The sequence below is a fragment of the Sphaerisporangium perillae genome, assembly GCF_023276435.1.
In the GTDB taxonomy this organism is placed as follows: Bacteria; Actinomycetota; Actinomycetes; order Streptosporangiales; family Streptosporangiaceae; genus Sphaerisporangium; species Sphaerisporangium perillae.
On record NZ_JALLPO010000015.1, the window covers coordinates 40021 to 66134 of the forward strand.

General features: G+C 70.8%; 25 protein-coding genes. 10 read left to right on the plus strand and 15 right to left on the minus strand.

Annotated elements, in window-relative coordinates; translation table 11 throughout:
• The first annotated feature begins 34 nt into the window (after positions 1–34).
• Positions 35–1009: a helix-turn-helix transcriptional regulator gene (locus tag MYF83_RS16335; RefSeq protein ID WP_248961250.1), complete on the plus strand. Its 975-nt coding sequence runs from the start codon at positions 35–37 to the stop codon at positions 1007–1009.
• On the opposite strand, the gene MYF83_RS16340 is transcribed toward MYF83_RS16335, so the two are convergent.
• Positions 1006–1221, minus strand: a complete 216-nt coding sequence (locus MYF83_RS16340; RefSeq protein WP_248961251.1) for a hypothetical protein — start codon at positions 1219–1221, stop codon at positions 1006–1008. The two genes, MYF83_RS16335 and MYF83_RS16340, sit on opposite strands and share 4 nt — an antisense overlap.
• On the opposite strand from MYF83_RS16340, the gene MYF83_RS16345 reads away from it, so the two are divergent.
• Positions 1220–1486: a hypothetical protein gene (locus tag MYF83_RS16345; protein ID WP_248961252.1), complete on the plus strand. Its 267-nt coding sequence runs from the start codon at positions 1220–1222 to the stop codon at positions 1484–1486. The two genes, MYF83_RS16340 and MYF83_RS16345, sit on opposite strands and share 2 nt — an antisense overlap.
• 109 nt (positions 1487–1595) lie before the next feature.
• Here MYF83_RS16345 and MYF83_RS16350 read toward each other — a convergent pair whose 3' ends face one another.
• Together MYF83_RS16350 and MYF83_RS16355 are read right to left on the minus strand one after the other, a co-directional pair.
• Positions 1596–4385: an aconitate hydratase gene (locus MYF83_RS16350; protein WP_248961253.1), complete on the minus strand. Its 2790-nt coding sequence runs from the start codon at positions 4383–4385 to the stop codon at positions 1596–1598.
• Between the two features lie 202 nt (positions 4386–4587).
• Positions 4588–5319: a metal-dependent hydrolase gene (locus MYF83_RS16355; RefSeq protein WP_248961254.1), complete on the minus strand. Its 732-nt coding sequence runs from the start codon at positions 5317–5319 to the stop codon at positions 4588–4590.
• 414 nt (positions 5320–5733) lie between these two features.
• Between MYF83_RS16355 and MYF83_RS16360 the strand changes: the two genes are divergently transcribed.
• The 3 genes from MYF83_RS16360 (at position 5734) to MYF83_RS16370 (ending at position 8042) form a co-directional block, all read left to right on the plus strand.
• Complete coding sequence (locus MYF83_RS16360; RefSeq protein WP_248961255.1) at positions 5734–6453, plus strand: PadR family transcriptional regulator; 720 nt, start codon at positions 5734–5736, stop codon at positions 6451–6453.
• 6 nt (positions 6454–6459) lie between these two features.
• The gene (locus MYF83_RS16365; RefSeq protein WP_248961256.1) at positions 6460–7032 is read left to right on the plus strand and encodes a DUF1707 SHOCT-like domain-containing protein; all 573 of its coding nucleotides are present in this window, start codon (positions 6460–6462) and stop codon (positions 7030–7032) included.
• A gap of 365 nt (positions 7033–7397) precedes the next feature.
• Positions 7398–8042 (plus strand): DUF6879 family protein, encoded by a 645-nt coding sequence (locus MYF83_RS16370; protein ID WP_248961257.1) that lies wholly within the window; start codon positions 7398–7400, stop codon positions 8040–8042.
• A 7-nt stretch (positions 8043–8049) separates the two neighbouring features.
• Here MYF83_RS16370 and MYF83_RS16375 read toward each other — a convergent pair whose 3' ends face one another.
• The 3 genes from MYF83_RS16375 to MYF83_RS16385 all read right to left on the minus strand — a co-directional run bounded on the left by MYF83_RS16375 (position 8050) and on the right by MYF83_RS16385 (position 13110).
• Positions 8050–10563 (minus strand): polynucleotide kinase-phosphatase, encoded by a 2514-nt coding sequence (locus MYF83_RS16375; protein WP_248961258.1) that lies wholly within the window; start codon positions 10561–10563, stop codon positions 8050–8052.
• Entirely contained in the window at positions 10556–12121 is a 1566-nt protein-coding gene (locus MYF83_RS16380; RefSeq protein WP_248961259.1) for a 3' terminal RNA ribose 2'-O-methyltransferase Hen1, read from the minus strand. The genes MYF83_RS16375 and MYF83_RS16380 overlap by 8 nt, the downstream gene beginning before the upstream one ends.
• Positions 12122–12186: 65 nt before the next feature.
• Positions 12187–13110, minus strand: a complete 924-nt coding sequence (locus MYF83_RS16385; RefSeq protein WP_248961260.1) for an LLM class F420-dependent oxidoreductase — start codon at positions 13108–13110, stop codon at positions 12187–12189.
• Positions 13111–13196: 86 nt separating this feature from the next.
• Between MYF83_RS16385 and ligD the strand changes: the two genes are divergently transcribed.
• From ligD to MYF83_RS16400, 3 genes are all read left to right on the plus strand, one after another.
• Positions 13197–14189 (plus strand): non-homologous end-joining DNA ligase, encoded by a 993-nt coding sequence (gene ligD, locus MYF83_RS16390; RefSeq protein WP_248961261.1) that lies wholly within the window; start codon positions 13197–13199, stop codon positions 14187–14189.
• Positions 14190–14629: 440 nt separating this feature from the next.
• Entirely contained in the window at positions 14630–15226 is a 597-nt protein-coding gene (locus MYF83_RS16395; RefSeq protein WP_248961262.1) for a PadR family transcriptional regulator, read from the plus strand.
• The gene (locus MYF83_RS16400; RefSeq protein ID WP_248961263.1) at positions 15223–16422 is read left to right on the plus strand and encodes an FAD-dependent oxidoreductase; all 1200 of its coding nucleotides are present in this window, start codon (positions 15223–15225) and stop codon (positions 16420–16422) included. Before MYF83_RS16395 ends, MYF83_RS16400 begins: the two co-directional genes overlap by 4 nt.
• A gap of 47 nt (positions 16423–16469) precedes the next feature.
• Here the strand turns inward: MYF83_RS16400 and MYF83_RS16405 are convergent, their stop codons facing one another.
• The 4 genes from MYF83_RS16405 to MYF83_RS16420 all read right to left on the minus strand — a co-directional run bounded on the left by MYF83_RS16405 (position 16470) and on the right by MYF83_RS16420 (position 20749).
• Positions 16470–16874, minus strand: coding sequence for a hypothetical protein (locus tag MYF83_RS16405; RefSeq protein WP_248961264.1), 405 nt, complete (start codon positions 16872–16874; stop codon positions 16470–16472).
• An 85-nt stretch (positions 16875–16959) separates the two neighbouring features.
• Positions 16960–17181, minus strand: a complete 222-nt coding sequence (locus MYF83_RS16410) for a DUF397 domain-containing protein (protein WP_248961265.1) — start codon at positions 17179–17181, stop codon at positions 16960–16962.
• 323 nt (positions 17182–17504) lie between these two features.
• Positions 17505–18752, minus strand: coding sequence for a class I SAM-dependent RNA methyltransferase (locus tag MYF83_RS16415; RefSeq protein WP_248961378.1), 1248 nt, complete (start codon positions 18750–18752; stop codon positions 17505–17507).
• A gap of 14 nt (positions 18753–18766) precedes the next feature.
• Positions 18767–20749 (minus strand): APC family permease, encoded by a 1983-nt coding sequence (locus tag MYF83_RS16420; RefSeq protein WP_248961266.1) that lies wholly within the window; start codon positions 20747–20749, stop codon positions 18767–18769.
• A gap of 171 nt (positions 20750–20920) precedes the next feature.
• Between MYF83_RS16420 and MYF83_RS16425 the strand changes: the two genes are divergently transcribed.
• A complete protein-coding gene (locus MYF83_RS16425; RefSeq protein WP_248961267.1) occupies positions 20921–21592 on the plus strand; it encodes a potassium channel family protein in 672 nt (223 codons plus the stop codon).
• On the plus strand, positions 21592–22251 hold the full coding sequence (locus tag MYF83_RS16430) for a potassium channel family protein (RefSeq protein ID WP_248961268.1): 660 nt from the start codon (positions 21592–21594) through the stop codon (positions 22249–22251). Before MYF83_RS16425 ends, MYF83_RS16430 begins: the two co-directional genes overlap by 1 nt.
• A gap of 153 nt (positions 22252–22404) precedes the next feature.
• On the opposite strand, the gene MYF83_RS16435 is transcribed toward MYF83_RS16430, so the two are convergent.
• The 5 genes from MYF83_RS16435 to MYF83_RS16455 form a co-directional block, all read right to left on the minus strand.
• Positions 22405–23082 (minus strand): DUF3159 domain-containing protein, encoded by a 678-nt coding sequence (locus MYF83_RS16435; protein WP_248961269.1) that lies wholly within the window; start codon positions 23080–23082, stop codon positions 22405–22407.
• A 104-nt stretch (positions 23083–23186) separates the two neighbouring features.
• The gene (locus MYF83_RS16440; protein ID WP_248961270.1) at positions 23187–23576 is read right to left on the minus strand and encodes an OB-fold nucleic acid binding domain-containing protein; all 390 of its coding nucleotides are present in this window, start codon (positions 23574–23576) and stop codon (positions 23187–23189) included.
• A gap of 48 nt (positions 23577–23624) precedes the next feature.
• Complete coding sequence (locus MYF83_RS16445) at positions 23625–24293, minus strand: DUF3710 domain-containing protein (protein WP_248961271.1); 669 nt, start codon at positions 24291–24293, stop codon at positions 23625–23627.
• Positions 24294–24315: 22 nt separating this feature from the next.
• Positions 24316–24750 carry a dUTP diphosphatase gene (dut, locus tag MYF83_RS16450; protein WP_248961272.1) on the minus strand — a complete coding sequence of 145 codons (435 nt, stop codon included), beginning with the start codon at positions 24748–24750 and terminating at the stop codon, positions 24316–24318.
• 195 nt (positions 24751–24945) lie between these two features.
• Positions 24946–26091, minus strand: coding sequence for an AI-2E family transporter (locus MYF83_RS16455; protein WP_248961273.1), 1146 nt, complete (start codon positions 26089–26091; stop codon positions 24946–24948).
• Positions 26092–26114: the final 23 nt, after the last annotated feature.

Sequence of the window (26114 nt, forward strand, 5' to 3'; positions counted from 1 at the left end):
AGAACCGTTCCTAGATCATCGTCAGGATCCAAACATGTCGAAACCAGCTGCGCGGCTGCTGCGCCTGCTGTCGCTGTTGCAGGCCCGGCGCGACTGGACCAGCACCGAACTCGCCACCCGGCTCGGCGTCACCACCCGCACCATCCGCAATGACATGGCCCGGTTGCGCGAGCTCGGCTATCCGGTCGAGGCGCGGCCGGGGGTGGCCGGCGGGTACCGGCTCGGCACAGACGGTGCCCTGCCGCCGTTGCTGCTGGACGAGGAGGAGGCGGTGGCGGTCGCGGTCGGATTGCGTACTGCCGCGAACGGCTCGATCGCGGGCATCGAGGAGACCTCAGTACGTGCGCTGGCCAAGCTGCAGCAAGTGCTCCCCTCGCGGCTGCGCCACCGGGTCAACGCTTTCCAGTCGTACGCCCTGCCGATACCCTCACGCGGCCCGCAGGTGGATCCCGACGTGCTGACCGTGATCGCGAGCGCGTGCCGGGACCATGAACGGCTCCGGTTTGACTACCAGGCGCACTCCGGGGCGGCCAGCCAGCGCATAGTGGAACCGCACCGCCTGGTCAACGACCAGCGGCGCTGGTACCTGGTGGCCTGGGACCTGGACCGGGACGCCTGGCGTACCTTCCGGGTCGACAAGATCAAGCCGCGGACGCCGACAGGGCCGCGCTTCACGCCCCGTGCGCTACCACCCGACCAGGAGATCGCGACGCAGGTGGCACGCGGAATCGGCGAGGCGACCTGGCGATACCAGGCGCGGGTGATCGTGCACGCACCCGCAGCGTACGTACGGGATCGGCTACCGATCCCCATGGAGGTGCAGTCCCTGAGCGAAGACCGGTGCGCGTTCGAACCGGGCTCGGACCATCCGGAGATGCTAGCCCTCTATCTGGGACTGCTGGACGCGGACTTCACGATCGTGGACTCGCCAGAGCTGGTGGCCGCGCTACGCAAGCTGACCAAGCGCTATCAGCGCGCGATCGACACCAGCCAGAAAGCATCTGGCTAGTTCCGCGCAGCCGCGCCCAGACCGCGAAGCAGGTTCTCCTGCCCCAGGAAGGCCGCCCCAGCGTGGAGGAAGGTGACTGCTTTCGGCCAGACCGAGTCCCATGCCTGGCGGTGCCCGGCGAGGGCGCTTTGGAGGTCGGCGATCGCGGCGAGGTCGCTGGGCGTGCCGGAGCGGGTCACCTCGCCCAGCACCTCCCGGCAGGAGAGCGGCATGTGTTACGACCTGGTCCCCCGGGAACTCGCGAACTTCCGCGGCTGGGTGGCCTTACAGGAATCCGGCATCCTGAACTACTACGTCGCCGGCATCTGCATGGAGGGCCTGGTCGGCGTCGACACCTCCGGCAAGATCGTCCCAGCGCTGGCATCGAGCTACGAGCGCACGTCACCGAGCTCCGGCGCCACGTTCCACGACGCCACCCCGGTCACGGTCGAGGCCGTCGGGATCTACACCGCCGCGCTGGGCGCCCTCGCCCCCTGACCACACTCCGCACCAACCGGACAGCCCGGCGGATGGGTGTTCCGCCGAGCTGTCCATTGTGTCGGAGTGGATGCCCCCGAGCGCGGAGCCGGGGCTCCGCCGACCCTGCTCAGCTCTTGGCGAGCAGGGAGCGCAGGACGTACTGCATGATGCCGCCGTGGCGGTAGTACTCCGCCTCGCCGGGCGTGTCGATGCGCACGACGGCCTGGAACTCCTTGTCCCCGGCCTTCACCGTGACGGTCGCCGGGGTCGAGCCCGAGTTGAGCTCCTCGACGCCGGTGATGTCGAAGGTCTCCTCGCCGGTGAGGCCCAGCGAGGCGGCGTTCTCGCCCTCCGGGTACTGCAGCGGAAGGACACCCATGCCGATGAGGTTGGAGCGGTGGATGCGCTCGTAGGACTCGGCGATGACGGCGCGGACGCCGAGCAGCGCGGTGCCCTTGGCCGCCCAGTCGCGCGAGGAGCCCGAGCCGTACTCCTTGCCCGCCAGCGCGACCAGCGGGACGCCGGCCGCCTGGTAGTTCACCGAGGCGTCGTAGATCGTGGAGACCGGGCCGCCCTCCTGCGTGAAGTCGCGGGTGAAGCCGCCCTCGGTGCCCGGCGCGATCTGGTTGCGCAGGCGGATGTTGGCGAACGTGCCCCGGATCATCACCTCGTGGTTGCCGCGCCGCGAGCCGTAGGAGTTGAAGTCCTTCGGCTGGACGCCGTGCTCCTTCAGGTAGCGGCCGGCGGGCGAGTCGGCCTTGATCGAGCCGGCCGGGGAGATGTGGTCGGTCGTCACCGAGTCCCCGAGCAGCGCGAGCACCCGGGCTCCGGCGATGTCGGTCACCGGTTCGGGCTTGCTCGGCATGCCGTCGAAGTAGGGCGCCTTGCGGACGTAGGTCGAGGCGGGGTCCCACTCGAAGGTGTTGCCGGTCGGGATGGGCAGCGACCGCCAGGTCTCGTCGCCCTTGAACACGTCGGCGTAGTCGCGCCGGAACATGTCCTGGCCGATCGAGGAGTTGACGACCTCGGCGATCTCCTCGACGGACGGCCAGATGTCCTTGAGGAACACCGGCTCGCCGTCGGTCCCGGTGCCGAGCGGCTCGGTGTCCAGGTCGAGGTCCATCGTGCCCGCCAGGGCGTAGGCGACGACCAGCGGCGGCGAGGCCAGGTAGTTCATCTTGACGTCGGGGTTGATCCGGCCCTCGAAGTTGCGGTTGCCCGACAGCACCGCGGTGACGGCCAGGTCGTTCGCCTGGACGGCCTGCGAGATCTCCTCCGGCAGCGGGCCGGAGTTGCCGATGCAGGTGGTGCAGCCGTAGCCGACGAGGTTGAACCCGAGCTTGTCGAGGTAGGGCGTGAGCCCTGAACGCTCGAAGTAGCCGGTGACGACCTGCGAGCCGGGGGCCAGGGAGGTCTTCACCCACGGCTTGCGGCTGAGGCCCTTGTCCACGGCGTTCCTGGCCAGCAGCGCCGCGCCGATCATGACGTACGGGTTGGAGGTGTTGGTGCAGGAGGTGATGGCGGCGATCACCACGGCCCCGTGGTCCAGCTCGAAGGAGGTGCCGTCGGAGAGCGTGACGGGGACGGGGTTGAGCGGCCGGTCGAGGATCTCGGTGGCCGACGCGGCGGCGTGCGGCCGGTCCTGCTTCTTGTCGTGCCCGTTGGCCCCGGCGTTGGAGGCCGGGGAGTCGGAGGCGGGGAAGGACTCCTTGCCCTCCTCGTCGGCGCCCTCCTCGTCCGGGACGAAGACGCGCACGTCACGGCGCCAGGTCTCCTTGGCGGAGGTCAGCGCGATGCGGTCCTGCGGGCGCTTCGGGCCGGCGATCGAGGGGACGACGGTCGACAGGTCGAGCTCGATGTATTCGGAGAACACCGGCTCGATGGAGGGGTCGTGCCAGAGGCCCTGCTCCTTGGCGTAGGCCTCGACCAGGGCGACCTGCTCGGGGCTGCGGCCGGTGAGCGTGAGGTACTTCACGGTCTCGTCGTCGATCGGGAAGATCGCGCAGGTGGAGCCGAACTCGGGGCTCATGTTGCCGATCGTCGCCCGGTTGGCGAGCGGGACCGCCGAGACGCCCTCGCCGTAGAACTCGACGAACTTGCCGACGACGCCGTGCTGCCGCAGCATCTCGGTGATGCGCAGGACCAGGTCGGTGGCGGTGGCGCCCGCGGGCAGTTCGCCGGTCAGCCGGAAGCCGACGACCCTCGGGATCAGCATGGAGATGGGCTGGCCGAGCATCGCGGCCTCGGCCTCGATGCCGCCGACGCCCCAGCCGAGCACGCCGACGCCGTTCTCCATGGTGGTGTGGGAGTCGGTGCCGACGCAGGTGTCGGGGTAGGCCTTGCCGTCACGGGTCATGACGACGCGGGCGAGGTGCTCGATGTTGACCTGGTGCACGATGCCGGTGCCGGGCGGGACGACCTTGAACTCGTCGAACGCGGTCTGGCCCCAGCGCAGGAACTGGTAGCGCTCGCGGTTGCGCTCGTACTCCCGGTCGACGTTGCGCTGGAAGGAGTCGGGGCGGCCGAAGTAGTCGACGATGACCGAGTGGTCGATGACCATCTCGGCCGGCGCCAGCGGGTTGATCTTGGCCGGGTCGCCGCCCAGGTCGCGGACGGCCTCGCGCATGGTGGCGAGGTCGACGACGCAGGGGACGCCGGTGAAGTCCTGCATGATCACGCGGGCGGGCGTGAACTGGATCTCCACGCTCGGAGCCGCCGTCGGGTCCCATCCGCCCAGCGCGCGGATGTGGTCGGCGGTGATGTTGGCGCCGTCCTCCGTGCGCAGCAGGTTCTCAAGGAGGATCTTCAAGCTGTACGGGAGGCGCGCCGACCCCTCGACGGCGTCCAGCCGGTAGATCTCGTAAGCCGCGTCACCGACGCGGAGTGTGTCACGGCTGCCGAAGCTGTTCGCGGACACGGAGACTCGCCTCCCTCATTTCACGCTCATCGTCACTGATGATGGGTCGCAGGCTGTGCCTGGTTCGCCCCATAGATCCTGCCGCACCGGTGGAGTGCCACTGTCAGTTAGGTTCGCCTAACCAACCCGGCCGCAGCAAATGTCTCGACATCAAGATATCGGGTGACATATCTCGACATCAAGTTACCCCTGGGTAACAGGGTCAGAGGGACGCGGGTATGAGGCGCGCCGCGAAGAGCCCGATCACGACCACCGAGAGCACCGGCCCGAGAATCTTCACCTCGAACGCCCTGCCGGTCTTGAGCCCGATCTTGTACGGCAGCAGCCACCGGTGCTGGAGCGGCCACAGCACCGGGCACCCTCGCTCGGTCAGGCAGTCGCCGATCACATGCGCGAGGCATCCGATCGCGATCGCGATGCCCAGCCACAGGTATCCGACCTGGACGGAGTGGAACATGATGAACGTCGCGGCGGTGAGCCCGATGTTGACCAGCGCCGAGGTGATGGTCTTGCCCGGAATGCCGATGCCGATCGAGCGCAGCGCCAGCCCGATCATGAGGATGACCACGATGTCGCGGCCGATCGGGTAGCGGTCGGCGAGCAGGTGCGCGCCGAAGCCGGCGGCGATCGCGAACGCCAGGGAGTGGGTCGCGTGCCGGTGGCCGCCGCTCGCCCAGTTGACCGCCTTGCTCAGCACCCAGGTGGCCGGTCCGAACGTCTGGGCGATCGTGGCGTGCGGGTGGTCGAGGTCGGGCAGCATCGCCGCTCCGGCGCACACCAGCGCCCCGGCGATCAGCTCGGCCGGGGACAGCATGCTGGCCACGACCGGCGTCAGGTCGCCGGCGAATCCCCCCACCGTCGGCAGCGCGGCGAGCCCCGGCGCGACCAGCAGCCAGGCCGCCGCCCCGCTCAGCGCGTGCGTATGCCCCATCATGCGTAGATCACGATGCGGCACCCTACGGCAAATTCCCTGCCATGCGACGGATATGTCGCGCCAACCACCCGGCGTGTCGCCTCGCGTCCGGCCACGCGAACAGGACATCAGAAGGCGGGAAGAAGAAAAAGGACGGGACCGTTCCGCTCCAAGAGCACCCCCCAGCCCTCTCAGAGCGGAACGACCCGTCCGAATCCTGATAACGCTCGGATCTCGGCGTCTGTTCCCGAGTGGGCGTGATCTGCGTCACTTCCTTTCGCAGGCGTGATCATCGCGCCGTCGATCGCGATGCGGACGGTACGGCGAAGTTCCCCTTTCGACAGTGTTCGGGGGTTGTCTTTAAGAATGTTCGCGATATATCGTTGAAGCATCGAGAACGGTCGGAAGTCGATCGCGATACACATGGAGGAAGAGATGACGGCATTCGCGATGGGTGGGCCCCCATGGCACCCCCGCGCGTTCAGGCACCTGACCCTCGGCGCCCTCGGCTCCGTGGCGTCCTGGCACCACGCACACCACCACCACCACGGCGCGCCCGTCGATGACGAGGAGGGCCCCGAGCGCCGCCACCGGGGCCGCGGCCCTCGGCCCTTCGTCTGGGACTTCGGCGGAGGCCCGTTCAGGCCCGGCTTCGGTTTCGGAGGCGGCCGGCCGCCGTTCGGCAGGGGCGGGCGCAAGGCCAAGCGCGGCGACGTCCGCGCCGCGATCCTCGCGCTGCTCGCCGAGGAGCCGCGCAACGGCTACCAGATCATCCAGGAGATCGCCCAGCGCAGCGAGGGCGGCTGGAAGCCCAGCCCCGGCGCGGTGTACCCGGCGCTCCAGCAGCTCGCCGACGAGGGCCTCGTGCGCGTCGACGAGACCGAGGGCCGCAAGACCTTCCAGCTCACCGAGGCCGGTCTGGCCTACGTGGCCGAGCACCCCGACGAGGTGCGGGCCCCCTGGGAGGACATGACGCCGAACATCGAAGAGGGCGTCTACGAGCTCTTCGACCTGTCCCGCCAGGCCGCCGCGGCGCTTCTCCAGATCGCGCAGACCGGCAGCGACGGGCAGGTCGCGCAGGCGAAGCAGATCCTCGCCGAGACCCGGCGCAAGCTGTACCAGATCCTGGCCGACGGCGACACCCCGGAGGAATGACCCCCAATGACCTCGCCGGATGATCTACGGATCGGGGACGCCGAACGCGACGCGGTGATGTCCGCCCTGCGCGAGCACTTCGCGCAGGGCCGCCTCACCCATGACGAGCTCGACGAGCGGCTCGACGCGGTCCTCGCCGCCCGCACGGCGGGCGCCCTTCGCCAGGTGACGGCCGACCTTCCCGGCCCGTCCGGCGCTCACGACCCGTCCGGCCGTCCCGCGCGGTCCGGCGGTCCGGGGTGGCCGGTGGGTCCCGCGTGGCACGGACCCCGTCCGGTGGAGGGCGGGCATCGGTGGCCGGGCGCCTGGGCGCCGCCGTCCCCGGGAGATGTGGCCGCCTGGCGCCACCACGTGGCCGAGGCCCGCCGGGGGCACCTCCGGCACCGGCACCATGGCGGGCCGCCGGTCCTGCTGTTCGTCCTCGCGATCATCGTCATCGCGTCCGTGGTCTCCGGCTCCCTGGCACCGGTCTTCGGGGTGGTGAAGGTGCTGTTCCTGGCATGGCTCGTCCTGGCCGTGTTCGGCCTGGCACGCCACCGGCGCCATCACCACCGCGCCCGCCTCGGGCGCCGTCTCTGAGCGGTCCGCCGGCCCCGCGGGGTTAACGGGTACGGCGCGCGCCGGCGTGCGGCGGGCGTCACGGGTACGGCGCGCCAGGGGCACGGCGGGCGTCGGGGGCGGGCGCGCTCGCGGGTAGAGCGGGCTTCATAGGAGCGGGGGGAAGTGCGGGGCGGGAGCCGGCGACGCGCCGGCCCCCGATTTGGGTCTTGACGCTCCGTGTCAGCCGTTTCATGATCGGCCTGTCTTCCCCGACCGTCGCCGTTCCCGGGTTTCGGCTCATGCGGGTCCGGGCATGGTGGCGCACGTTCTTCGCGAATACCTCAGCGCCACCTGCCCCCTGGCGAACCGCCATGGGCTCCGCACCCCACGACGAGGAGTGACCGATGGTCCCGATGACGGACAATCACCTCGATTGCCACGTTTTCGAGCGCGTTCGCGAGACGCCGGCGGCGGTCATGCCCCCCGAGATCTACGGTCCGGAGTTCCGGAGGTCCTACGAGAGCGCCGACGGCATCGTGTGGAAGCTGGAACGCGCCCAGGTCTTCCACGAGCCGTACGAGCCGAGCTGGGTGGCGATGACGGAGGGTGACTGGGAACGTTCCCTTCGGCTCATCGACGAGCTGCGCGGCTCCCTGCCGCGCGACTACGCCGGATACGCCGAGTTCCGCCGCGTCCGCGTCGTCGAGCCGCCGCTCACGCCCTACATGCAGTGGGAGCTGCACGTCCTGGCCGCCCGGGCCGAGGCCGGGGAACGGGCGCGCGTGGTGCCCGGCTCCGCCGTCCGCTCCTACGAGCGGTCCCTCCCGCTGCCCGAGATCCTGGTCTTCGAGTCGGCCCTCATGTACGAGGTGCTCTACGACGGCGCCGGCGCCCACCTCGGCGGGCGGTGCATCACCGACCCGGACGTGGTGGAGCCGTGCCTGGCCGCCCTCATCGCGCTGTACGAGCAGGGCGAGGACCTCTCGGCGTACTTCCGGCGGGAGGTCGCGCCCCTGCCGGCCCCGGCCGTCCGGCCCGCCTCCCCCTGACGGCCTCTCACAGCCGGGGATCCACGGGCTCGGACTCCAGGGCGAGGACGGCGAAGACCGCCTCGTGGATCCGCCAGAGCGGCTCGCCGCCGGCCAGCCGCGCCAGCGACTCCATGCCGAGAGCGTGCTCGCGCAGCGCCAGCGACCGCTTCCTGCCCAGGAAACGGCCGCGCAGCGCGTCCAGGCTCTCGGTGTAGTCGGGACCGTAGATGATGCGCAGGTACTCCCGCCCGCGCACCTTGACGCCCGGCTGCACGCGCGCGGCCACCGGATGTACGGGCTTGACGACCATCCCCTCGCCCCCGGCCTCGGTGAGCGACGTCCACCACTCGGTGGCCGCCGCCCGCGACTCCTCGGAGGCGGGTGAGACGAACACGTGCCGCGTCGGGGCGACCAGGTCGCCCTCCAGCCGCGCGAGCGTGGACAGATGCCAGGTGTGCGGCTCCAGCGCCGCCGTCGCCCGCCCCTCCACGGCGAGGATCTGGAACGGCGCGAACCGTATGCCCGAAAGGCCCGACACCGGCCAGCAGTACCGCGCGTAGGCGTCCCTGAACCGGGCGGCGTTGTCCAGGCGCCGCCGGGTCCGGTCCAGCAGCTCGCCCACCGCGAGCCCCCGCCCGGCCGCCGCCGAGAGCACCGCCGCAGCCTGCGGAAGCGCGGCGCGGGCCGCCGCGCCGACGGAGGCGTACTGCTCGCGGATCAGCCCGCCCGCCTTCGCCGACCAGGGCAGCAGCTCGCCGTCGAGCACCATCCAGTCGGTGCCCAGCTCCTCCCACAGACCCGCCTCGGACACCGCCGCCACGAGCCGGTCCACCAGCCCGGCGGTCAGCTCCGGGTCGTCGAAGAACGGGCGCCCGGTGCGGGTGTGCACGGTGCCCCGGCCGCCGTCCGCGACCCCGAACCGCGCCGCCGCGGCCTGTGGAGTGCGCGCGAGTACGGCGACGGCACGCGAGCCCATGTGCTTCTCCTCGCACACCAGCTCCGCCACACCGGCCCGCTGGAACTCCTCGAACGCCTCGGCGGGGTGCTCAAGGTAGCCCTCCAGCGACGAGGTCTCCGGCGGTGCCATGGTCGGCGGCAGGTAGACGAGCCAGCGCGGGTCCACGGCGAACCGGCTCATGATCTCCAGCGCGGCGGCGGAGTTCTCCTCACGGATCTTCACCTTGCCGCCGGCGCGCGTCTCGACGTACCGGGTGCCCTGGACGTCACCGATGTCCAGCAGCCCGGGATCGCGAGCCGGGGCGGGCGCGAGCGGGCGGATCGGCTCATACCAGACCTGGTGCGCCGGGACCGACACCAGCTCGCGTTCCGGGTAGCGCAGCGCGGTCAGGCTCCCGCCGAACACGCAGCCGGTGTCCACGCAGATCGTGTTGTTGACCCACTCGGCCTCGGGGACGGGCGTGTGGCCGTACACGACCATCGCGCGGCCCCGGTAGTCCTTCGCCCACGGGTAACGCACCGGCAGGCCGTACTCGTCGGTCTCCCCCGTCGTGTCGCCGTAGAGGGCGAAGGAGCGCACCCGCCCGGAGGCGCGACCGTGGAAGGCCTCCTTCAGGCCCGCGTGCGCCACGACCAGCCGGCCGTCGTCGAGCTGATAGTGGCTGATCAGCCCGTCCATGAAGGCCCGGGCGGCCTCGCGGAACTCCTCCGGCTCGCGGGCGAGCTGCTCCAGGGACCGTTCGAGCCCGTGCGCCACGGTGACGTTGCGGCCGTTCAGCGCCCGGACGAGCTTGTTCTCGTGGTTGCCGCAGACGCACAGCGCCGTCCCCGCCGCGACCATCCCCATGACCAGCCGCAGGACGCCCGGCGAGTCGGGCCCGCGGTCGACCAGGTCGCCGACGAACAGGGCCGTCCTGCCCTCCGGGTGGGCGGCCCCGACCGGCCGGCCGGCCTCGTCGCGGCGCAGCTCCCAGCCCAGCTCGACGAGCAGCCCTTCGAGCTCGGCGCGGCAGCCGTGCACGTCGCCGATCACGTCGAACGGGCCGGTCAGCTCGCGCAGGTCGGTCCACGCCTTCTCGTAGGTGATCGTGGCCTGGTCGATCTCCGCGCCGCGGAGCACGTGCACCCGCCGGAACCCTTCCTTGCTGATCCTCGACAGGGATCGCCGCAGGTCCTTGCGCTGCCGGGTGATCACATGGGGGCCGAAGTCCCGCTCGGGACGCAGGGCGTTGCGGGCGACCGCGACGTCCTCGGGCACGTCGAGCACGATCGCCTCCACGAGCACGTCGTGGCTCTTGCCGAGTTCGACGAGCTTCTTGCGCGCCTCCCACTGGACGTTCGTGGCGTCCACGACCGTGAAAAGGCCGCGCCGCAGGCGGGTGCCGACGATGTAGTGCAGCACGTCGAAGGCGTCCGGCGTCGCCTCCTGGTCGTTCTCGTCGTCGGCGACCAGGCCCCGGCAGAAGTCCGAGGAGATCACCTGGGTCGGCAGGAAGTGCTCGCGGGCGAACGTCGACTTGCCGCTCCCCGACACCCCTACCAGCAGGACCAGCGACAGCACCGGCAGGCCGATCTCAGTCACGGCCGAACACCCCCATCTGCGTCGGCGGGCCCAGCTCGGGGTCCTCTTCGCCGATCGGCCGGTACGTCACGCGGTAGCCGTACTCCCGGCAGACGCCCTCCGCCCACGCGGCGAATTCCGCGCGGGTCCACTCGAAGCGGTGGTCGGGGTGCCGCATTCCGGTCAAGGACTCGTAGCGGACGTTGTACTCGACGTTCGGCGTCGTCACCACCACCACGCGGGGCCGGGCCGTGCCGAAGACCACCCGCTCGAGGGCGGGCAGCCGGGGCGGGTCGACGTGCTCGACGACCTCCATCAGCACGGCGGCGTCGTACCCGGCGAACCGCTCGTCGGTGTAGGTCAGGGCTCCCTGGAACAGCTCCAGCCTGGCCCTGCGCGCCTCCGGCATCCGGTCGAGCCTCAGGCGGCGGGCGGCCAGGGCCAGGGCGCGGGCGGAGACGTCCACGCCGGTGACCTTGGTGATCTCGGGGTTCGCCAGCAGCTCGCCGACGAGCTGCCCGGAGCCGCAGCCGAGGTCGATGACGGTGCGCGCGCCGGCCTCGGCCAGCGCCGCGACGACCGCCTCCCTGCGCCGCAGGCTGAGCGAGGGCCGCGCCCCCGCCTCCGCGCCTGGACGCTCCGCTTCCTCTCGTCCGGAACGCTCCGCGGGGTCCTGGGCGGCACGATCGGGCGCACCCGGTGCGGACTGCTCCACGGCCTCCGTGCCGGACGGCTCCAGGGCCTCCGTGCCGGAAGGTGCTACGGCGTCCGGGGCCGAGGGTGGTGGGGCGGGATCGCCCGGCTCCTCCTCGACGGGGGGTTCCAGGGTCTCCTCGACGTCGTCGCCCAGCTCGGCCAGGCGGGCGAACGCCGCCCGCGTCAGGCTTCCCCGGCGGCCGAGGTAGCGGCGGGTGATCCAGGCCCGCTCCGGGTGGGCGGCCAGCCAGCCCTCCCCCGCGCGGATCAGCTTGTCGACCTCGTCGGAGGCCATCCAGTAGTGCTTGGCGTCGTCGAGCACCGGAAGCATGACGTAGAGCTGGTTCAGCGCGTCGGCCAGCCGCATCGATCCGCGCAGAGTGAGCCCCACGTACCGGGAGTCACCCCATTCGGGGAATCCCTCGTCCAGGGGGACGGCCCGTGCCTCCACCTGCCAGCCGAGGGGCTCGAACAGCCGGTGCGCCCGCTCGGGGCCGCCACGGCAGGGCAGCGAGGGCAGCGTGATCTCCAGCTCGATCGTCCCGGCGGCCAGCTCCGGCCTGGCGGCGCAGCGTCCCGTCCGCGCGGTCCTGAAGACGTCCGCGAGCGCCACGGCCAGCATCGAGGACCCTGCGTACGGGCGGTCGTTGACGTACTGGCTCAGGCTGAAGTCGGGCGAGGTCCGGCCGCGCGAGCGCACCAGCCGGACCGGGTCCACCTCGAGCAGGAGCGCGGCCGTGCAGCGTCCCTCGGTGGCCTCGGGATACAGCACCCGCGCCACGCCGAACGACTGGCCGAACTCCTGGATCCGGTCAGGGTGCTTGTGGAGCAGGAAGCCGAGATCGGTGGCCGGCCGCGTGGTCGTCGAGATGGTCAGCAGCACGCTGCCCGATCTTTCCCTATTGGTGGTGAACCGGCCACCGATTTGACGTGCCCGGGGGCGCGAGGTCAGACGTGCGGCATGACCTCCGCGGCGATCAGCTCGAGGTGGTCGAGGTCCGACATGTCGAGAACCTGGAGGTACATGCGCTCGCAACCGGCCTTCCCGAACCGGCCGATCTTGTCGGTGACCTCCTCCGGCGTGCCGGCCAGGCCGTTCGCCCGCAGCTCGGCCACCTCGCGGCCGATCGCCGCCGCCCGCCGGGAGAGCTCGGCCTCGTCGGCGCCGACGCACACCGTCTGCGCGGCGGAAAGGACGACCGGGCCGCGGCCGGCGGCCTCACACGCCTCCCGCACCCGCCCGTAGGCGGCGATGGTGGCCTCCAGGCCGTGGAACGGGACGTTGTACTCGTCGGCGAACCTCGCGGCCAGCCGGGGCGTGCGCTTGGCGCCGGTCCCACCGATGATCACCGGCGGGCGCGGGCTCTGGGCGGGCTTGGGCAGCGCCGGGGAGTCCGCGACGCGGTAGTAGGCGCCCTCGAAGGAGAAGGTCTCCCCCGGCGCCGCGGTCCACAGTCCCGTGATGATCTCCAGCTGCTCCTCGAAGCGGGCGAACCGCTCGCCGAGCGGCGGGAAGGGGATGCCGTACGCCTTGTGCTCGGCGTCGAACCAGCCTGTGCCGAACCCGAACTCGATCCGCCCCCCGCTCATCTGGTCCACCTGGGCGACGCTGATCGCCAGCGGGCCGGGCAGCCGGAAGGTCGCCGCCGTGACGAGCGTGCCGAGGCGGATCGTCCGCGTCTCGCGGGCGAGCGCCGCCAGCGTCACCCAGGAGTCGGTCGGTCCCGGCTCCGGGTTCCCCTCACCCATGGTCAGGTAGTGGTCGGAACGGAAGAAAGCGTCGAATCCGAGCCGCTCAGCGGCCTGGGCCACGTGGAGTTGGTCCTCGTAGCTGGCTCCGTACTGCGGCTCGGTGAAGATCCTTAATCTCATAAGCCCATTATCTCGACATCTCCTGAGAAATCTTCGGGGTGGTCCAGGGGTTCGTACGCACCCCCTCGGCGGGTAAGAAAACGCCCATGGGGGGACTTCCTGCCTATACGCCGATGCTCGCCCAGTCAGGGCCGCTCCCACCGCCGGGAGAGGACGCCGCATGGGGGCACGAGATGAAGTGGGACGGCGTGCGGGCCCTCGCCTACATCGAGAACTCCGCGCTCCGGCTGATCTCGCGCAACGGCAAGGAGGTCACGGTCGCCTACCCCGAGCTGTACCCGCTGGCCGGCGCGGTCGGGGGCCACGACGTCGTACTCGACGGAGAGATCGTCGCCTTCGACGAGGCCGGCCGGCCGAGCTTCTCGGCCCTGCAGCCCCGGATGCACCAGCGGCGCGAGGAGCGCGTCCGCAAGCTCGCGCAGACGATCCCGGTGACGTTCATGCTCTTCGACATCCTGCACGTCGGCACGGAGTCCTCGATCAACCTGCCCTACGTCCAGCGCAGAGAACTGCTGGAGGGCATCGTGAGCGCGGGCGCCCGCTGGCAGGTCCCCGCCTGGTTCCACGACGACGGCGCCCACGCCCTGGAGCTGAGCCGGCAGCTCGGCATGGAGGGCATCGTCGCCAAGCGGCTGCAGTCGCCCTACCGCCCCGGCCGCAGGTCCCCGGAGTGGACGAAGGTCAAGAACTTCCGGGCCCAGGAGGTCGTCATCGGCGGCTGGACGCCCGGACGGGGCCGCCGGTCCTCCACGATCGGATCGCTGCTGCTCGGCGTCCACCAGGGAGGCCGGCTGATGTACGCGGGCAACGTGGGCACCGGGTTCACCGAGGAGACGTTGCGCGAGCTGGGCGACATCCTCGCGCCCCTGGAACGGCCCACCGCGCCGTTCGACGACCCGGTGCCGCGCGAGCAGGCCAGGGACGCCCACTGGGTCGACCCGGTGCTGGTCGGGGAGGTCCAGTACGCGGAGTGGACCCACGACGGACGGCTGCGTCACCCGTCCTGGCGGGGCCTGCGCGACGACAAGTCCCCCGAGGACGTCACCCGCGAGGCCGACCCGCCGCAGATGGCAGGGTGACCAGCTCGACGAGCTCCTCTAGATCCACATATTTCATGACTTCGGCGACCGAGCGGCAATAGGCGATCAGAATCCCGTGCTGCCGCACCCGCAACAACGTCCGCCCATCAAGCCTGATCGGCTCGACCTCATACCCATTGCTCCCCACCCATCGCGACATGCCGGAAGGATAAGAAACCGCACGTCAAAGGCCGGTAAAGCCCCCCGAACCCGCCTGCACCCCCACCAGGGAACCGCCGCCCGACCATCTTCCACGGGGCATGGCACTCGCGTAACGGGCGCCGCGACGGCGAGAAGGAGTACGGCGATGCCGACGCCACCGTACGGCGGCCGACCGGCGAACGCTCCCCCGCAGCGTGCTGAAATCCGCCTGAGGTTTATAGTTGATTTCAACTAATCAGGTGTGGATACTTGAGACTGACTATAGGAGGGAGGCCATCGTGGCGATACGGCGCAAGGTCGCCAATCCGCTGGCTCTGGCCGTGCTCGCGTACCTGATGGTCGAGCCGATGCACCCCTACGAGCTGGGGCGGCGGCTCAAGGAGCACGGCAAGGACCGCAACATCAAGTACAACCGCGGCTCCCTGTACATGGTGGTGGAGCAGCTGCGCAAAGCCGGGTTCGTCGTCGAGCAGGAGACCGTGCGCGACACCCAGCGCCCGGAGCGCACCATCTACGGGATCACGGAGGAGGGCCGGGCGGAGCTCTACGACTGGATGCGCGAGCTGGTCGCCCAGCCGCGTGAGGAGTACCCGCACTTCGGGGTCGCCCTGTCGCTGCTGATCGTGCTCTCCCCCGCCGAGTCGGTCGAGCTGCTCGGTCGCCGCCTCGCGACCTTGACCGAACAGGCCGAGGAGATCCGGGGCGTACTGAGCAAGGCCGCCGAGGACAACGTGCTGTGGGTGTTCCTGGCCGAGGAGGAGTACCGGCTCGCCGTGCTGGAGGCCGAGCACCGATTCGTCGCCAAGCTCATCGATTCGCTCAAGGACCCGGCCTACGAACGGGCGCGCGAGGAGTTCAGAGAGGACCGGACATGAACAAGGTGAAGACCGCACTGGTCATCGGCGGCGGCGTCGCCGGGCCCGTCGCGGGGATGGCGTTACGCAGGGCCGGCATCGAGGCCACCGTCTACGAGGCCTACCCCACCACGGCCGACGGTGTCGGCGGCTCGCTCGGTATCGCGCCGAACGGGCTCGCCGCGCTGCGAGCGATCGACGCCGAGGACGCCGTGCTCGCCGTCGCCAGGCCGATGCCGGGGATGGTCATGACGGTCGGCCGCAGGCGGCTCGGCGAGGTTCCCGCACTGCCCGGGCTTCCGCCGCTGCAGCTCGTGTGGCGTGCCGACCTGCACCGCGCCCTGCACGACCGCGCGGTGGCGCAGGGCGTCCGGATCGAGCACGGCAAGCGCCTGGTGGGCGTGGAGGAGACCGCCTCCGGCATCACCGCGCGGTTCACCGACGGCGGTACGGCCACCGCCGACATCCTCATCGGCGCCGACGGCATCCGCTCCACCGTCCGGACGCTGATCGACCCGGACGCGCCCAGCCCTCGCCACACCGGCCTGCTCGGCTTCGAGGCCATCGCCGACTTCGACGTGCCGGAGGATCCCGCCACCATGATCTACGCCTTCGGCAGGCGCGGCTACTACCTCTACCGGCCGCACCCCGGCGGCGGGACGGAGTGGGGCGCCAACCTGCCCCAGGACAGGCCACTGACCTTGGCGGAGGCCCGCCGGATCCCGGCCGCCGAGTGGCTGCGCACACTGCGCGAGGCCTACGCCGACGACGACCCCGGCGCCGATCTCGTCCGGCACACCAGCCCTGACCGGCTGCACGTCCTCGGGTCCCTGCACATCATGCCGAGCCTCCCGCACTGGCATCGCGGCCGGATGGCGCTGGTCGGGGACGCCGCGCACGCGCCGTCCAACAGCTCCGGCCAGGGAGCCTCGCTGGCCATCGAGAGCGCGGTCCAGATCGCCCGCTGCCTGCGCGACCTGCCCGACGCGGAATCCGCCTTCGCCACCTACGAACGCCTGCGCCGTCCCAGGGTGGAGAAGGTCGCGGCACGCGCCGCGAGGATCAACCACGCCAAGGCCCCCGGCCCGCTGACCAGAGCCGTGATGCCACTGCTCATGCCGATCATGATGAAGACCGTCATGGCCCCGGAGAAGAGCGTCGGCCCGGAACAGCGCTACGTGATCGACTGGGACGAGCCCGTCACGGCTCGCCCGTGATCCAGCGGCCCGTCATGGCTCGCGCGTGATTTAGCGGCCCGTCACGGCTAGCGCACGGGGCAGGCGCGATCGGCGTGCAGGTTGGGGGAACAGCAGATGACGGCGAGAGTGACGTAACGGCCCGCCCGCAGCCAGATGCCCCACTGGACGTCGACGCCATGGACGAGGGACTCCTCCGCGCCCTTCAGCCGGAAGTCCAGGCCGATGCGCGCCTCGCTCGCCGGGTCCAGGAACGACGGTTCGGCGGCCCGATAGCGTCCGGCCAGCCAGTCCAGCGCGTCGGCGACGGTCGCGGGAGAGGCGTCGATCCGGCCGGCGGGCTTCAGCAGCCAGTCGCAGGTCCGCATCGGAGGCAGCGCCGACGTCCGGAACTCCGGGTGCGAGGGACGTCGTTCACCCTCGCGGCTCTGCTCCTCTCCCGGCCCCGTCCAGGAGTAGGCATGAAAATGCATGGTGCTCCAGACGTACATTCAGCGGGCGGTCCCTGCCTGTCCCCAGCGGGCAGGGGCCGCCTACGGTGATGGTGCCGCGCTACCGCTAGATGGTGCTCATACCGGCGGCGCGGAGCTCGCTACCGGTGAACCGGAGTGTCCCGGCATCCGGGTTCTTGCTGTCACGGAGCGCGAAGGCGTCCTCCGTGCCAGGAATCGCCGCGATCTCGACGCAGGCCTCCCCGCCCTCGGTGCCGTTGTTCCCACCGCACAGTCGCGCGAACTGCGCACCGCCGAGATCGCGGCCGACGCGGCGCCTGATGGACATGCACCCACCAGGCGAAGAGTGGCGCCATCCGTCCGAGGGTGGGCTCACTCCGGCGGAGACCGGGGGACACCCCGGCCTACACGCCGGGGAATGGTCCACCCGGCGATGGATAGATGCAGATCACCCACCTGGCGGACATGGTGGCAGTGGCCACCGCTCTCGCCTCCAAGGCATGGCCTAATGCCGGGTGGGCACCAGGCGTCGGACCACGGAAGTGCGCAACGGGTGGGCCGATCTCGCCGTCACCCACTCGGCAACTCCCAGCACACACGGCAACAGCGGCCACCCTTACCCGCCCGCCGCCCAGTTGCCGGGGCCTGCCGCTAGGTGACGTCCTTGACCAGGAGGACGACGGTCTCGACATGGTGGGTCATCGGGAAGGCGTCGAAGGCGCGTAGGTCGACGGTCGGGTAGCCGCGTTCGGCGAACCAGGCGAGGTCGCGGGCGAGGGTGGCCGGGTCGCAGGAGACGTAGACGATGCGGGCGGCGTCCAGGGCGGTGATCCGGGCGACCACGTCACGGCCGAGCCCGGTGCGCGGCGGGTCGGCCACCACCACGTCGGCCCGTTCGACGCCGAGCCGGTCGAGGGCGTCCTCGACCCGGCCGCGCTCGACCTTCGCCTGCGGCAGGTCGCGCAGGTTGTGGCGGGCGTCCTGCACGGCGCGCGTGTCGGACTCGATGCCGAGGACCGCGCCCTCGGGACCGGTGGCCTCGGCGAGGCCGGCCGCGAACAGGCCGACGCCGCAGTAGAGGTCGAGCGCCCAGTCGCCGGGGCGTATCGCGGCGAACTCCAGGACCGCGTCGAGGAGCACGGCGGGCGCGCCCGGGTGGACCTGCCAGAAGCCGCTGCCGGTCACCTGGAAGTCGCGGCCGCCGGCCCGCTCGGTGAGCGCGGTGCGGCCCCGGACAGCGCGCGCGTGGCCCCGGCCCTCGTCGACCAGGACGTACGCCTCCGCGCCGAGGTCGGGCACGGCGACCGTGCGGTGGGGTTTGGGAGAGACGACGACCGCCCGCTCCCCCGTGGAGGTGGCTATCGCCTCCACGCTGGAGGCGCCGCGCCAGTTCCTGCGCTCGACGCCCAGCCGCTCGACCTCGTCGTGGGCGATCAGGCAGGCGTCGACCGGCTCGATCTCGTGGGAGCGGTGGCGGCGCAGGCCGGGCACGCCGTCGGGGGTCACGGCGAACTGGACGCGGGTGCGCCAGCCGAGCCCGTGGGGTGACCCGGGGACCTCCTCGACGTCGACCTTCATGTCGATGCCGGCGAGCCGCTGGAGCTGTTCGGCGACGACCTCGCCCTTGAAGCGGCGCTGGGCGCTCAGGGAGGCGTGCTGCCAGTCGCACCCGCCGCAGCGGCCGGGGCCGGCGAACGGGCACGGCGGCGTGACGCGGTCGGGTGAGGCGTCGAGGATCTCGACGGCGTCGGCCCGCAGGAACCGGGTGGTCTCCTCGGTGACCTCGGCGAGAACGCGCTCGCCAGGCAGGGCGTGACGGACGAAGACCACGCGCCCTTCGTGTCTGGCGACGCACCATCCACCGTTGGCGACGCGCTCAACGTTGAGTTCGATCGGCACTCCGGTCCCCCCGCTCACGTCTTGACCTGGTCATCCTTACGTGCTACAGCGTACGGCCGGCGTACCGAGCCGGGGGCGAACGACTCCGGTCGGCCCTTGAGCCGGTCGGAGGAGTGCAGCTGCCAGGGCACGCTGGTGACCATCACGCCGGGCTGGAAGAGCAGGCGGCCCTTCAGCCGCAACGCGCTCTGGTTGTGAAGCAGATGTTCCCACCAGTGGCCCACGACATACTCGGGGATGAACACGGTGACGACGTCACGGGGGGAACGGCGGCGCAGCTTCTTGACGTACTCGAGCACCGGCCGGGTGATCTCGCGGTAGGGCGAGTCGAGGATCTTCAGGGGGACGGGGATGCCCCGCTCCTCCCATTCGCGCTGGAGTTCCCTGGCCTCGTCGGGGTCGACCGCGACGCTGATCGCCTCCAGTGTGGAGGGACGGGTGGCCCGGGCGTACGACAGGGCCCGCAGCGTCGGCTTGTGGATCTTGGACAGCAGGACGATGGCGTGGTTCCTGGCCGGCAGCATCGACTCGTCGACCTGCTGGTCCTCGGGCATGGCCAGTTCGGCGGACACGTTGTCGTAGTGGCGCCTGATTCCGCGCATCATCATGAACAGCACGGCCATGGCGGCGCAGGCGATCCAGGCGCCGTGGGTGAACTTCGTGATGAGCACGACGATCAGCACCAGGCCGGTCACCATGGCGCCGAAGGCGTTGATCAGCCGGGACCGCCGCATCTGCGCGCGCTTCTTGGGATCCTCCTCGGTGGCCAGCAGCCGGTTCCAGTGCCGGACCATGCCGATCTGGCTGATCGTGAAGGACACGAACACGCCGACGATGTACAGCTGGACGAGGCGGGTCGTCTCGGCGTTGAAGGCGTAGATCAGCAGCCCGGCCATGGTGGCGAGGATGACGATGCCGTTGCTGAAGGCCAGGCGGTCGCCGCGCGTGTGCAGCTGGCGCGGCAGGTAGCGGTTCTGCGCGAGCACCGAGGCCAGCACCGGGAAGCCGTTGAAGGCGGTGTTGGCGGCCAGCACCAGGATCAGCGCGGTCATCGCGGTCACGAAGTAGAAGGCGGGGGTGAAGTTGCTGAAGACCGTCTGGGCGACCTGCGCGATCACCGGCGCGGGGTGCGTCACGACATGCCCGGCCCTGTCGATGAGCGTGCTGCCCACCGAAGGGTCGGCGAACTTGGCCCCCGTGATGTACGCCAGGGCGGTGATGCCGGCGAACATCGTCGCGGCCAGCACGCCGAGCGCGAGCAGCGTGTTGGCGGCGTTCTTGCCCTTGGGCTTCTTGAAGGCCGGCACGCCGTTGCTGATCGCCTCGACTCCGGTCAGCGCGGCGCAGCCGGAAGAGAAGGCGCGCAGCAGCAGGAAGATCAGGGCGAAGCCGCCGATGCCGACGCTCTCGCCGGTGACCGTGTAGTCGGCCGTCGGGGCTTTCAGGTCGGCGCCGAGCGCCATGCGCACCGCGCCCCAGATCATCAGGCCGAAGACGCTCGCCATGAAGGCGTAGGTGGGGATGGCGAACGCCAGGCCCGACTCCCTGATGCCCCGCAGGTTCATGACGGTCAGCAGGGCGACGATCAGGATCGCCGCGGTGACCTTGTGCTGGGCCAGGAAGGGGAGCGCCGCGCCGAGGTTCTCCACGCCGGAGGAGACCGACACCGCGACGGTGAGCACGTAGTCGACCATGAGGGCGCTCGCGACGACCAGGCCCTGGTTCGACCCGAGGTTCTCGGTGGCCACCTCGAAGTCGCCGCCGCCGCTGGTGTACGCCCGCACGTTCTGCCGGTAGGAGGCGACGACCGTCAGCAGGATCACGACGACCGCGAGCGCGATCCAGGGGGTGAAGTGGTAGGCCGCGATGCCGGCGATGCCGAGCGTGATCAGGATCTCCTGCGGGGCGTACGCCACCGAGGAGAGCGCGTCGCTGGCGAACACCGGCAGGGCGATGCGCTTGGGCAGCAACTGCTCGTGGGCCTGCGCGCTCCGCAAAGCGCGCCCCACTAGTAGTCGCTTGACCAGATCCGCAACCTTCACCACGAGTGACGATGCTAGTCCTCAAGCGAGGTGCGCATCACATGGCGCTCCCAGAACCGGCCATACTTGGGCTGGTAGCTGTATAAGGTCCAGGAGTTGCCGCCTCAAAGCCTACGGCGGGGGAGCATGCACATCGTCATCATGGGATGCGGCCGGGTCGGTTCGACCCTGGCTCACATCCTCGAGGACAGCGGCCACTCGGTCGCGATCATCGACAGGGATCCGCAGGCGTTCCGGCGGCTCAGGGCCGGCTTCCGCGGTCGCCGCGTCACCGGGGTCGGCTTCGACCGCGACGTCCTCGAGGAGGCCGGCATCGAGTCGGCCGCCGCGTACGTCGCGGTGAGCAGCGGCGACAACTCCAACATCATCTCCGCGCGCGTCGCGCGCGAGACGTTCGGTGTGGACAACGTGGTCGCCCGCATCTACGACTCGCGGCGCGCCGAGGTCTACCAGCGCCTCGGCATCCCGACGGTGGCGACCGTCCGGTGGACGGCCGACCAGATCCTGCGGCGGGTGCTCCCCGAGGGCGCCGAGCCGCTGTGGCGCGACCCGACCGGCGCCGTGACGCTCGCCGAGGTGGCCTACCACCCGGGGTGGATCGGCATCCGCATCAGCCAGCTGGAGGAGACCGCGGCCACCCGCGTCGCCTTCCTCAACCGCATGGGCGAGGCCCTGATCCCCAAGAAGGGGGAGACGGTGCTTCAGGAGGGCGACATCCTCCACGTGATCGCCGCCGACAACGACATGGACCGGATCAACAAGGTGCTGTCCGCCGCACCCGAGGAGGAGTCCCACTGATGCGCGTCACCATCGCGGGCGCGGGGGCGGTCGGCCGGTCCATCGCCGCGGAGCTGCTGGAGAACGGCCACGAGGTCCTGCTCATCGACGTCGACCCCTCGGCCATCAAGATCGACAGTGTGCCGCGCGCGGAGTGGCTGCTCGCGGACGCCTGCGAGATCTCCTCCCTGGACGAGGCCGGGCTGAACGCCTGCCACGTGGTGATCGCCGCGACCGGCGACGACAAGGTCAACCTGGTCGTCTCGCTGCTGGCCAAGACCGAGTACGGCGTCCCGCGGGTGGTGGCCCGCATCAACCACCCGAAGAACGAGTGGCTGTTCAACGAGTCCTGGGGCGTGGACGTCGCGGTCTCCACGCCGCGCCTGCTCTCGGCCCTGGTCGAGGAGGCGGTCAGCGTGGGCGACCTGGTCCGGCTGATGACCTTCCGGCAGGGCCAGGCCAACCTGGTGGAGCTCACCCTTCCCGAGGACGCGCCCGTCGTCGGCCAGCGGGCCGGCTCGGTGCCGTGGCCGCCGGACTCCGCCCTGGTGGCGATCCTGCGCGAGGGCCGTGTGCTGGTGCCTTCCGACGACGACCCTCTGGAGGCCGGCGACGAGCTGCTGTTCGTGGCCAACCAGGAGGTCGAGGAGGAGCTGGCGCACCTTCTCGCCCCCCACTGACCCGGCACTCCCCGGTCCCGTCCGGTCCCGAGCGCCGCGTCCATGCGAGCGCCGGGTCCATCCGGGCGTGAGCGCCCAGGCCACCCTTGAATCAGAACGGCCGCGCCCCCGCTGGGGGGCGCGGCCGTTTCTCGTCGCGGAAGGCCGGCGCGGTCAGGTGCCGGGGTTGGGCGAGCCCTGCGAGATCGGTGTCCTGCCCCGGGCCAGCACCCACACCATGGCGGCGAGCGCGGCGACCTGGACGGGCCAGCCGAGCGCGACCTTCGCCACCCCGAGGGCGGCGACCTGGTCGGCGTAGTAGAGCGGCAGCTGCACGACCACCCGCAGCAGGCACGGGAGGATCAGCAGCCAGGTCAGCCGCGAGCAGAGCCGGACGATGCCGGGGTCCTGCCGCCACCCGGTCGGGTCGCCGGTCACCGAGCCGATGAGGAAGCCGACCACCGGCCAGCGGACCGCGATGGACAGCACCATGCCGGCGGCGTAGGCCGCGTTGTAGATGATGCCCGGCATGAAGACGTCCTTGGCCTCGCCGGTGCGGGTGGCGAAGAACGCGCCGATGCCGATGCCGACGAGGCTGTTGATCACGAACTGCGGTGTGGAGCGCTGCGCCAGCCGCACCAGCAGGAGCAGCACCGCCATGCCGATGCTGATGATCAGCGACGTCTTCAGTTGCTCGGTGACGATCCAGCTGATCGTGAAGGCCACCGTCGGCACGGCGGCCTCGATGATGCCCCGCACGCCGCCAAGAGCCTTCGCGAGCTGCGTGCGGATGGCGGCTTCGACGGTGTCGTGGGCGGCCTCTTCGCGTGCCACCTCGGCGGAGGCGCTCACGGGCGTGCTCCCATCGCGACCGCCGGCCCGGCCGTGGTCGCCGGACTGCTCGCGCCGTCTCGCGGGTGCATGCTCATTGGTCTCCTCGCCTGGGGGAACCGTGGTCACTGGCCGCTCGCCGGCCGCAGCTCGTAGCGAGGGTTGAACATCACCTTACGGCCGTCCTGAACGCTGACGAGCCCTTCGGCCCGCACCACCCGGCCGGGCTCGATGCCGACGATCTTGCGCCGGCCCAGCCAGACCAGGTCGATCACGTCCGACCCGTCGTACAGCTCGGCCTCCAGGGAAGGCACGCCGCCCCGGGGGCGCAGCGTCACCGTCCGGAGCGTGCCCGCCACGCAGAACCTTCTCCGCTGGCCGCACGAGGCGATCGGTGTCGCCCCGTACTGGTCGAGGTCCTCCTGGAGCTCCGCGGCCTCCAGCTCGTCCTGGCTCGTCGTCAGGCGCCGCAGGAAACCACGCAGCCCGCGTTTGACGGGCTCTGCTGTACTCATCTCTCGTTCAACTCCTCGGGGCCCGTGTGGTCCTGACCGCAGCTTACGTCAGCGGATCTCGCTGATCTCAGGCCCGCGCTGGAACGGGTTGAGGGAGGGCGTGCCCTCCTGGGCCGCCTGGTGCTCGACGGCCTGCCGCGCCTCGGCGGGCAGCCGCAGCTCGATCGGCTCTTTGGGCGCCATGGGCTGCTCGCCGCGGACCACGACGATGTCGCGGATGACGTCCTCGAGGGTCTTGGCGGCCTCGGCGTCGGCGATGGCACGGCCGCTGATGACGCCCCGCAGGAACCAGCGGGGACCGTCGATCCCGATGAACCGGACGGGCTGGGTGGCGCCGTCCTGCTTGATCTCGGCGGCCACCTCGGGGCCGAATGGACCCTGCTGCTCCGCACAGCTGCCTCCGGCGGCGGTCAGCTCGCGGGAGAGCTCGGCGCGGACCTCGTCCCAGATGCCGCTCTTCTTGGGAGCGGCGAACGCGTGCACCTGCAGGGCGCTCTCCTCGGCGAGCACCACGGCACCGACGATCTGGTCCCCCGCGACGTTGAGCTGGATCTCGAAGCCGGAGCCGATGGGCACGCGCATGCCGCCCAGGTCGACCCGCTCGGTCTCGGGGTGCGGCTCGTCGGCGTCCCATGGTCCCGACTCACGCTCTGGAACCGGCGCGTCGGTTACCGGTGCCGTCTCCTCTTGTCCCGCATGACGGCGGCGTCGGAACACTTCGTTCACACTCCTTATCGACTTATCGGCCGGTGGAGCCGAACCCGTCGGCGCCACGCGCCGACCCGGGGAGCCGCTCCACCTCGTAGAAAGCTGCCTTCTCCACCCGCTGGACGACGAGCTGGGCGATGCGCTCACCGCGCCGGAACCGTACGGTGTCCTTGGCGTCGGTGTTCAGCAGCGTCACCTTGATCTCGCCGCGGTAGCCGGCGTCGACCGTGCCGGGCGCGTTGACCAGCGTGACGCCGAAGCGGGCCGCGAGCCCCGAACGCGGGTGGACGAAGGCGGCGTACCCGTCGGGCAGCGCGATCGCCACGCCGGTGCCCACGACGGCCCGCTCACCGGGGAGCAGCTCGACGTCCTCGGCGGCGTAAAGGTCGGCTCCGGCGTCACCCGGGTGGGCGTACGACGGGAGTGGAAGCTCGGGGTCGAGTCGCTGGATCAGCACCTCGATCATGGATTCACCTCGTGGTCGTGGAGCCGCGCTCGGCTGACGTCGGTGTGACCCCGCCTGCCGGACGGCAGGCCGCCCACCCCGGCCGGCACGCCGTCGCACCTGCCGGACGGCGCGCGGAACCGGCCCTCAGCCTCAAGGTACGCCCTCGCGCGGGCCGTGGCCGAACGGGCGTGCAACGTGTCACGAACCGAGACCTTACCCGCTGTGCTGCGGCGACACGTCCTCCCCCGCGCCGGTCGCGCGGTCGCCGGAGGGGCCGGGCCGTTCAGGTGTCGCGGGCGGCCCTTCTGGCGGTGGCCCCTGGGGAGCGGCGGGAGGCAGCTCAGGTGGCTTCTTGCGCAGCTCAGGCACGGCACGGTAGACCACGGCCGCGATGGGCACCGCGATCGCCGCGCCCGCGATGCCGCCGAGGATTCCTCCGATCGCCAGCACCAGGATGATCGCGAGAGGGTGGAACTTCACGGCCCGCCCGACGATCATCGGCTGGAGCACGTGGTTCTCCAGTTGCTGTTCGACCAGGAGGATGCCGAGGAAGACCAGGGCGAGGATCGGCCCCTTGGCCCCGAGCGTCACCAGCGCGGCCAGGCCGCCGGCGATGAAGATGCCGACGATCGGGATGAAGCTCGCCAGGAAGATCAGCACCGCGAGCGGCGCCCACAGCGGCACTCCCATGGCGAACAGCACGATGCCGATGATGACGCCGTGGATGGCGGCCACGATGACCGTGCCGTGGATGTACTGCGAGAGGGTGTGCCAGGCGGCGCGGCCCGCCCGGTCGACCCGGGGCGCGGCCGAGCCGAAGGCGCGCAGGAACCACGCCCAGATGCGGTCGCCGTCCTTGAGCATGAAGAAGGTGATGAACAGCAGCAGGACGATCGAGGTGAGCACCTCGATGAAGACCGCGGCCGTCGACAGCAGCGTGCTGGTGATCGCGCTGCGCTGCGCGTTGAGCTGCCGGATGACCTCGTCCATCATGTCGGTGAGCTGGGCCTCTTTGAGGTGGAACGGCCCGGTCAGCAGCCAGCCCTGGACGTCGCGGGTGGTCTTTTGGATCTGCTCGAGGAGGCCGGGGAACTCGTCGTTGGCCCGCGTGCCGATGATGAAGCCGACGGCGACCAGGATGGCGAGCGCGAACAACATGGTGATCCACGTCGCCCAGATGGGACGCAGCCCCGCCTTGCGCAGCCGGTCGGTGAGCGGGAAGAGCAGGGCGGTCAGCAGTAGCGCGATCGCTATCGGCAGCGCCACGAAGCTGAGGCGGACGATGATCTGGGCGGTGAAGTAGATCACCACGCCGATGACGATGAGCCGCCAGCTCCAGGCCGCCAAGGCCCCCAGCACCGGTGGCACGCTGTGCCCGTCAG

Coding starts and splice junctions, on each gene's coding strand:
- ligD (WP_248961261.1), top strand. CDS start 13,197: ATGGGGGGACTTCCTGCCTATACGCCGATGCTCGCCCAGTCAGGGCCG.
- MYF83_RS16365 (WP_248961256.1), top strand. CDS start 6,460: ATGACCTCGCCGGATGATCTACGGATCGGGGACGCCGAACGCGACGCG.
- MYF83_RS16440 (WP_248961270.1), bottom strand. CDS start 23,576: ATGAGTACAGCAGAGCCCGTCAAACGCGGGCTGCGTGGTTTCCTGCGG.
- dut (WP_248961272.1), bottom strand. CDS start 24,750: ATGATCGAGGTGCTGATCCAGCGACTCGACCCCGAGCTTCCACTCCCG.
- MYF83_RS16340 (WP_248961251.1), bottom strand. CDS start 1,221: ATGCCGCTCTCCTGCCGGGAGGTGCTGGGCGAGGTGACCCGCTCCGGC.
- MYF83_RS16370 (WP_248961257.1), top strand. CDS start 7,398: ATGGTCCCGATGACGGACAATCACCTCGATTGCCACGTTTTCGAGCGC.
- MYF83_RS16385 (WP_248961260.1), bottom strand. CDS start 13,110: ATGAGATTAAGGATCTTCACCGAGCCGCAGTACGGAGCCAGCTACGAG.
- MYF83_RS16360 (WP_248961255.1), top strand. CDS start 5,734: ATGACGGCATTCGCGATGGGTGGGCCCCCATGGCACCCCCGCGCGTTC.
- MYF83_RS16400 (WP_248961263.1), top strand. CDS start 15,223: ATGAACAAGGTGAAGACCGCACTGGTCATCGGCGGCGGCGTCGCCGGG.
- MYF83_RS16430 (WP_248961268.1), top strand. CDS start 21,592: ATGCGCGTCACCATCGCGGGCGCGGGGGCGGTCGGCCGGTCCATCGCC.
- MYF83_RS16335 (WP_248961250.1), top strand. CDS start 35: ATGTCGAAACCAGCTGCGCGGCTGCTGCGCCTGCTGTCGCTGTTGCAG.
- MYF83_RS16405 (WP_248961264.1), bottom strand. CDS start 16,874: ATGCATTTTCATGCCTACTCCTGGACGGGGCCGGGAGAGGAGCAGAGC.
- MYF83_RS16345 (WP_248961252.1), top strand. CDS start 1,220: ATGTGTTACGACCTGGTCCCCCGGGAACTCGCGAACTTCCGCGGCTGG.
- MYF83_RS16410 (WP_248961265.1), bottom strand. CDS start 17,181: ATGTCCATCAGGCGCCGCGTCGGCCGCGATCTCGGCGGTGCGCAGTTC.
- MYF83_RS16355 (WP_248961254.1), bottom strand. CDS start 5,319: ATGATGGGGCATACGCACGCGCTGAGCGGGGCGGCGGCCTGGCTGCTG.
- MYF83_RS16425 (WP_248961267.1), top strand. CDS start 20,921: ATGCACATCGTCATCATGGGATGCGGCCGGGTCGGTTCGACCCTGGCT.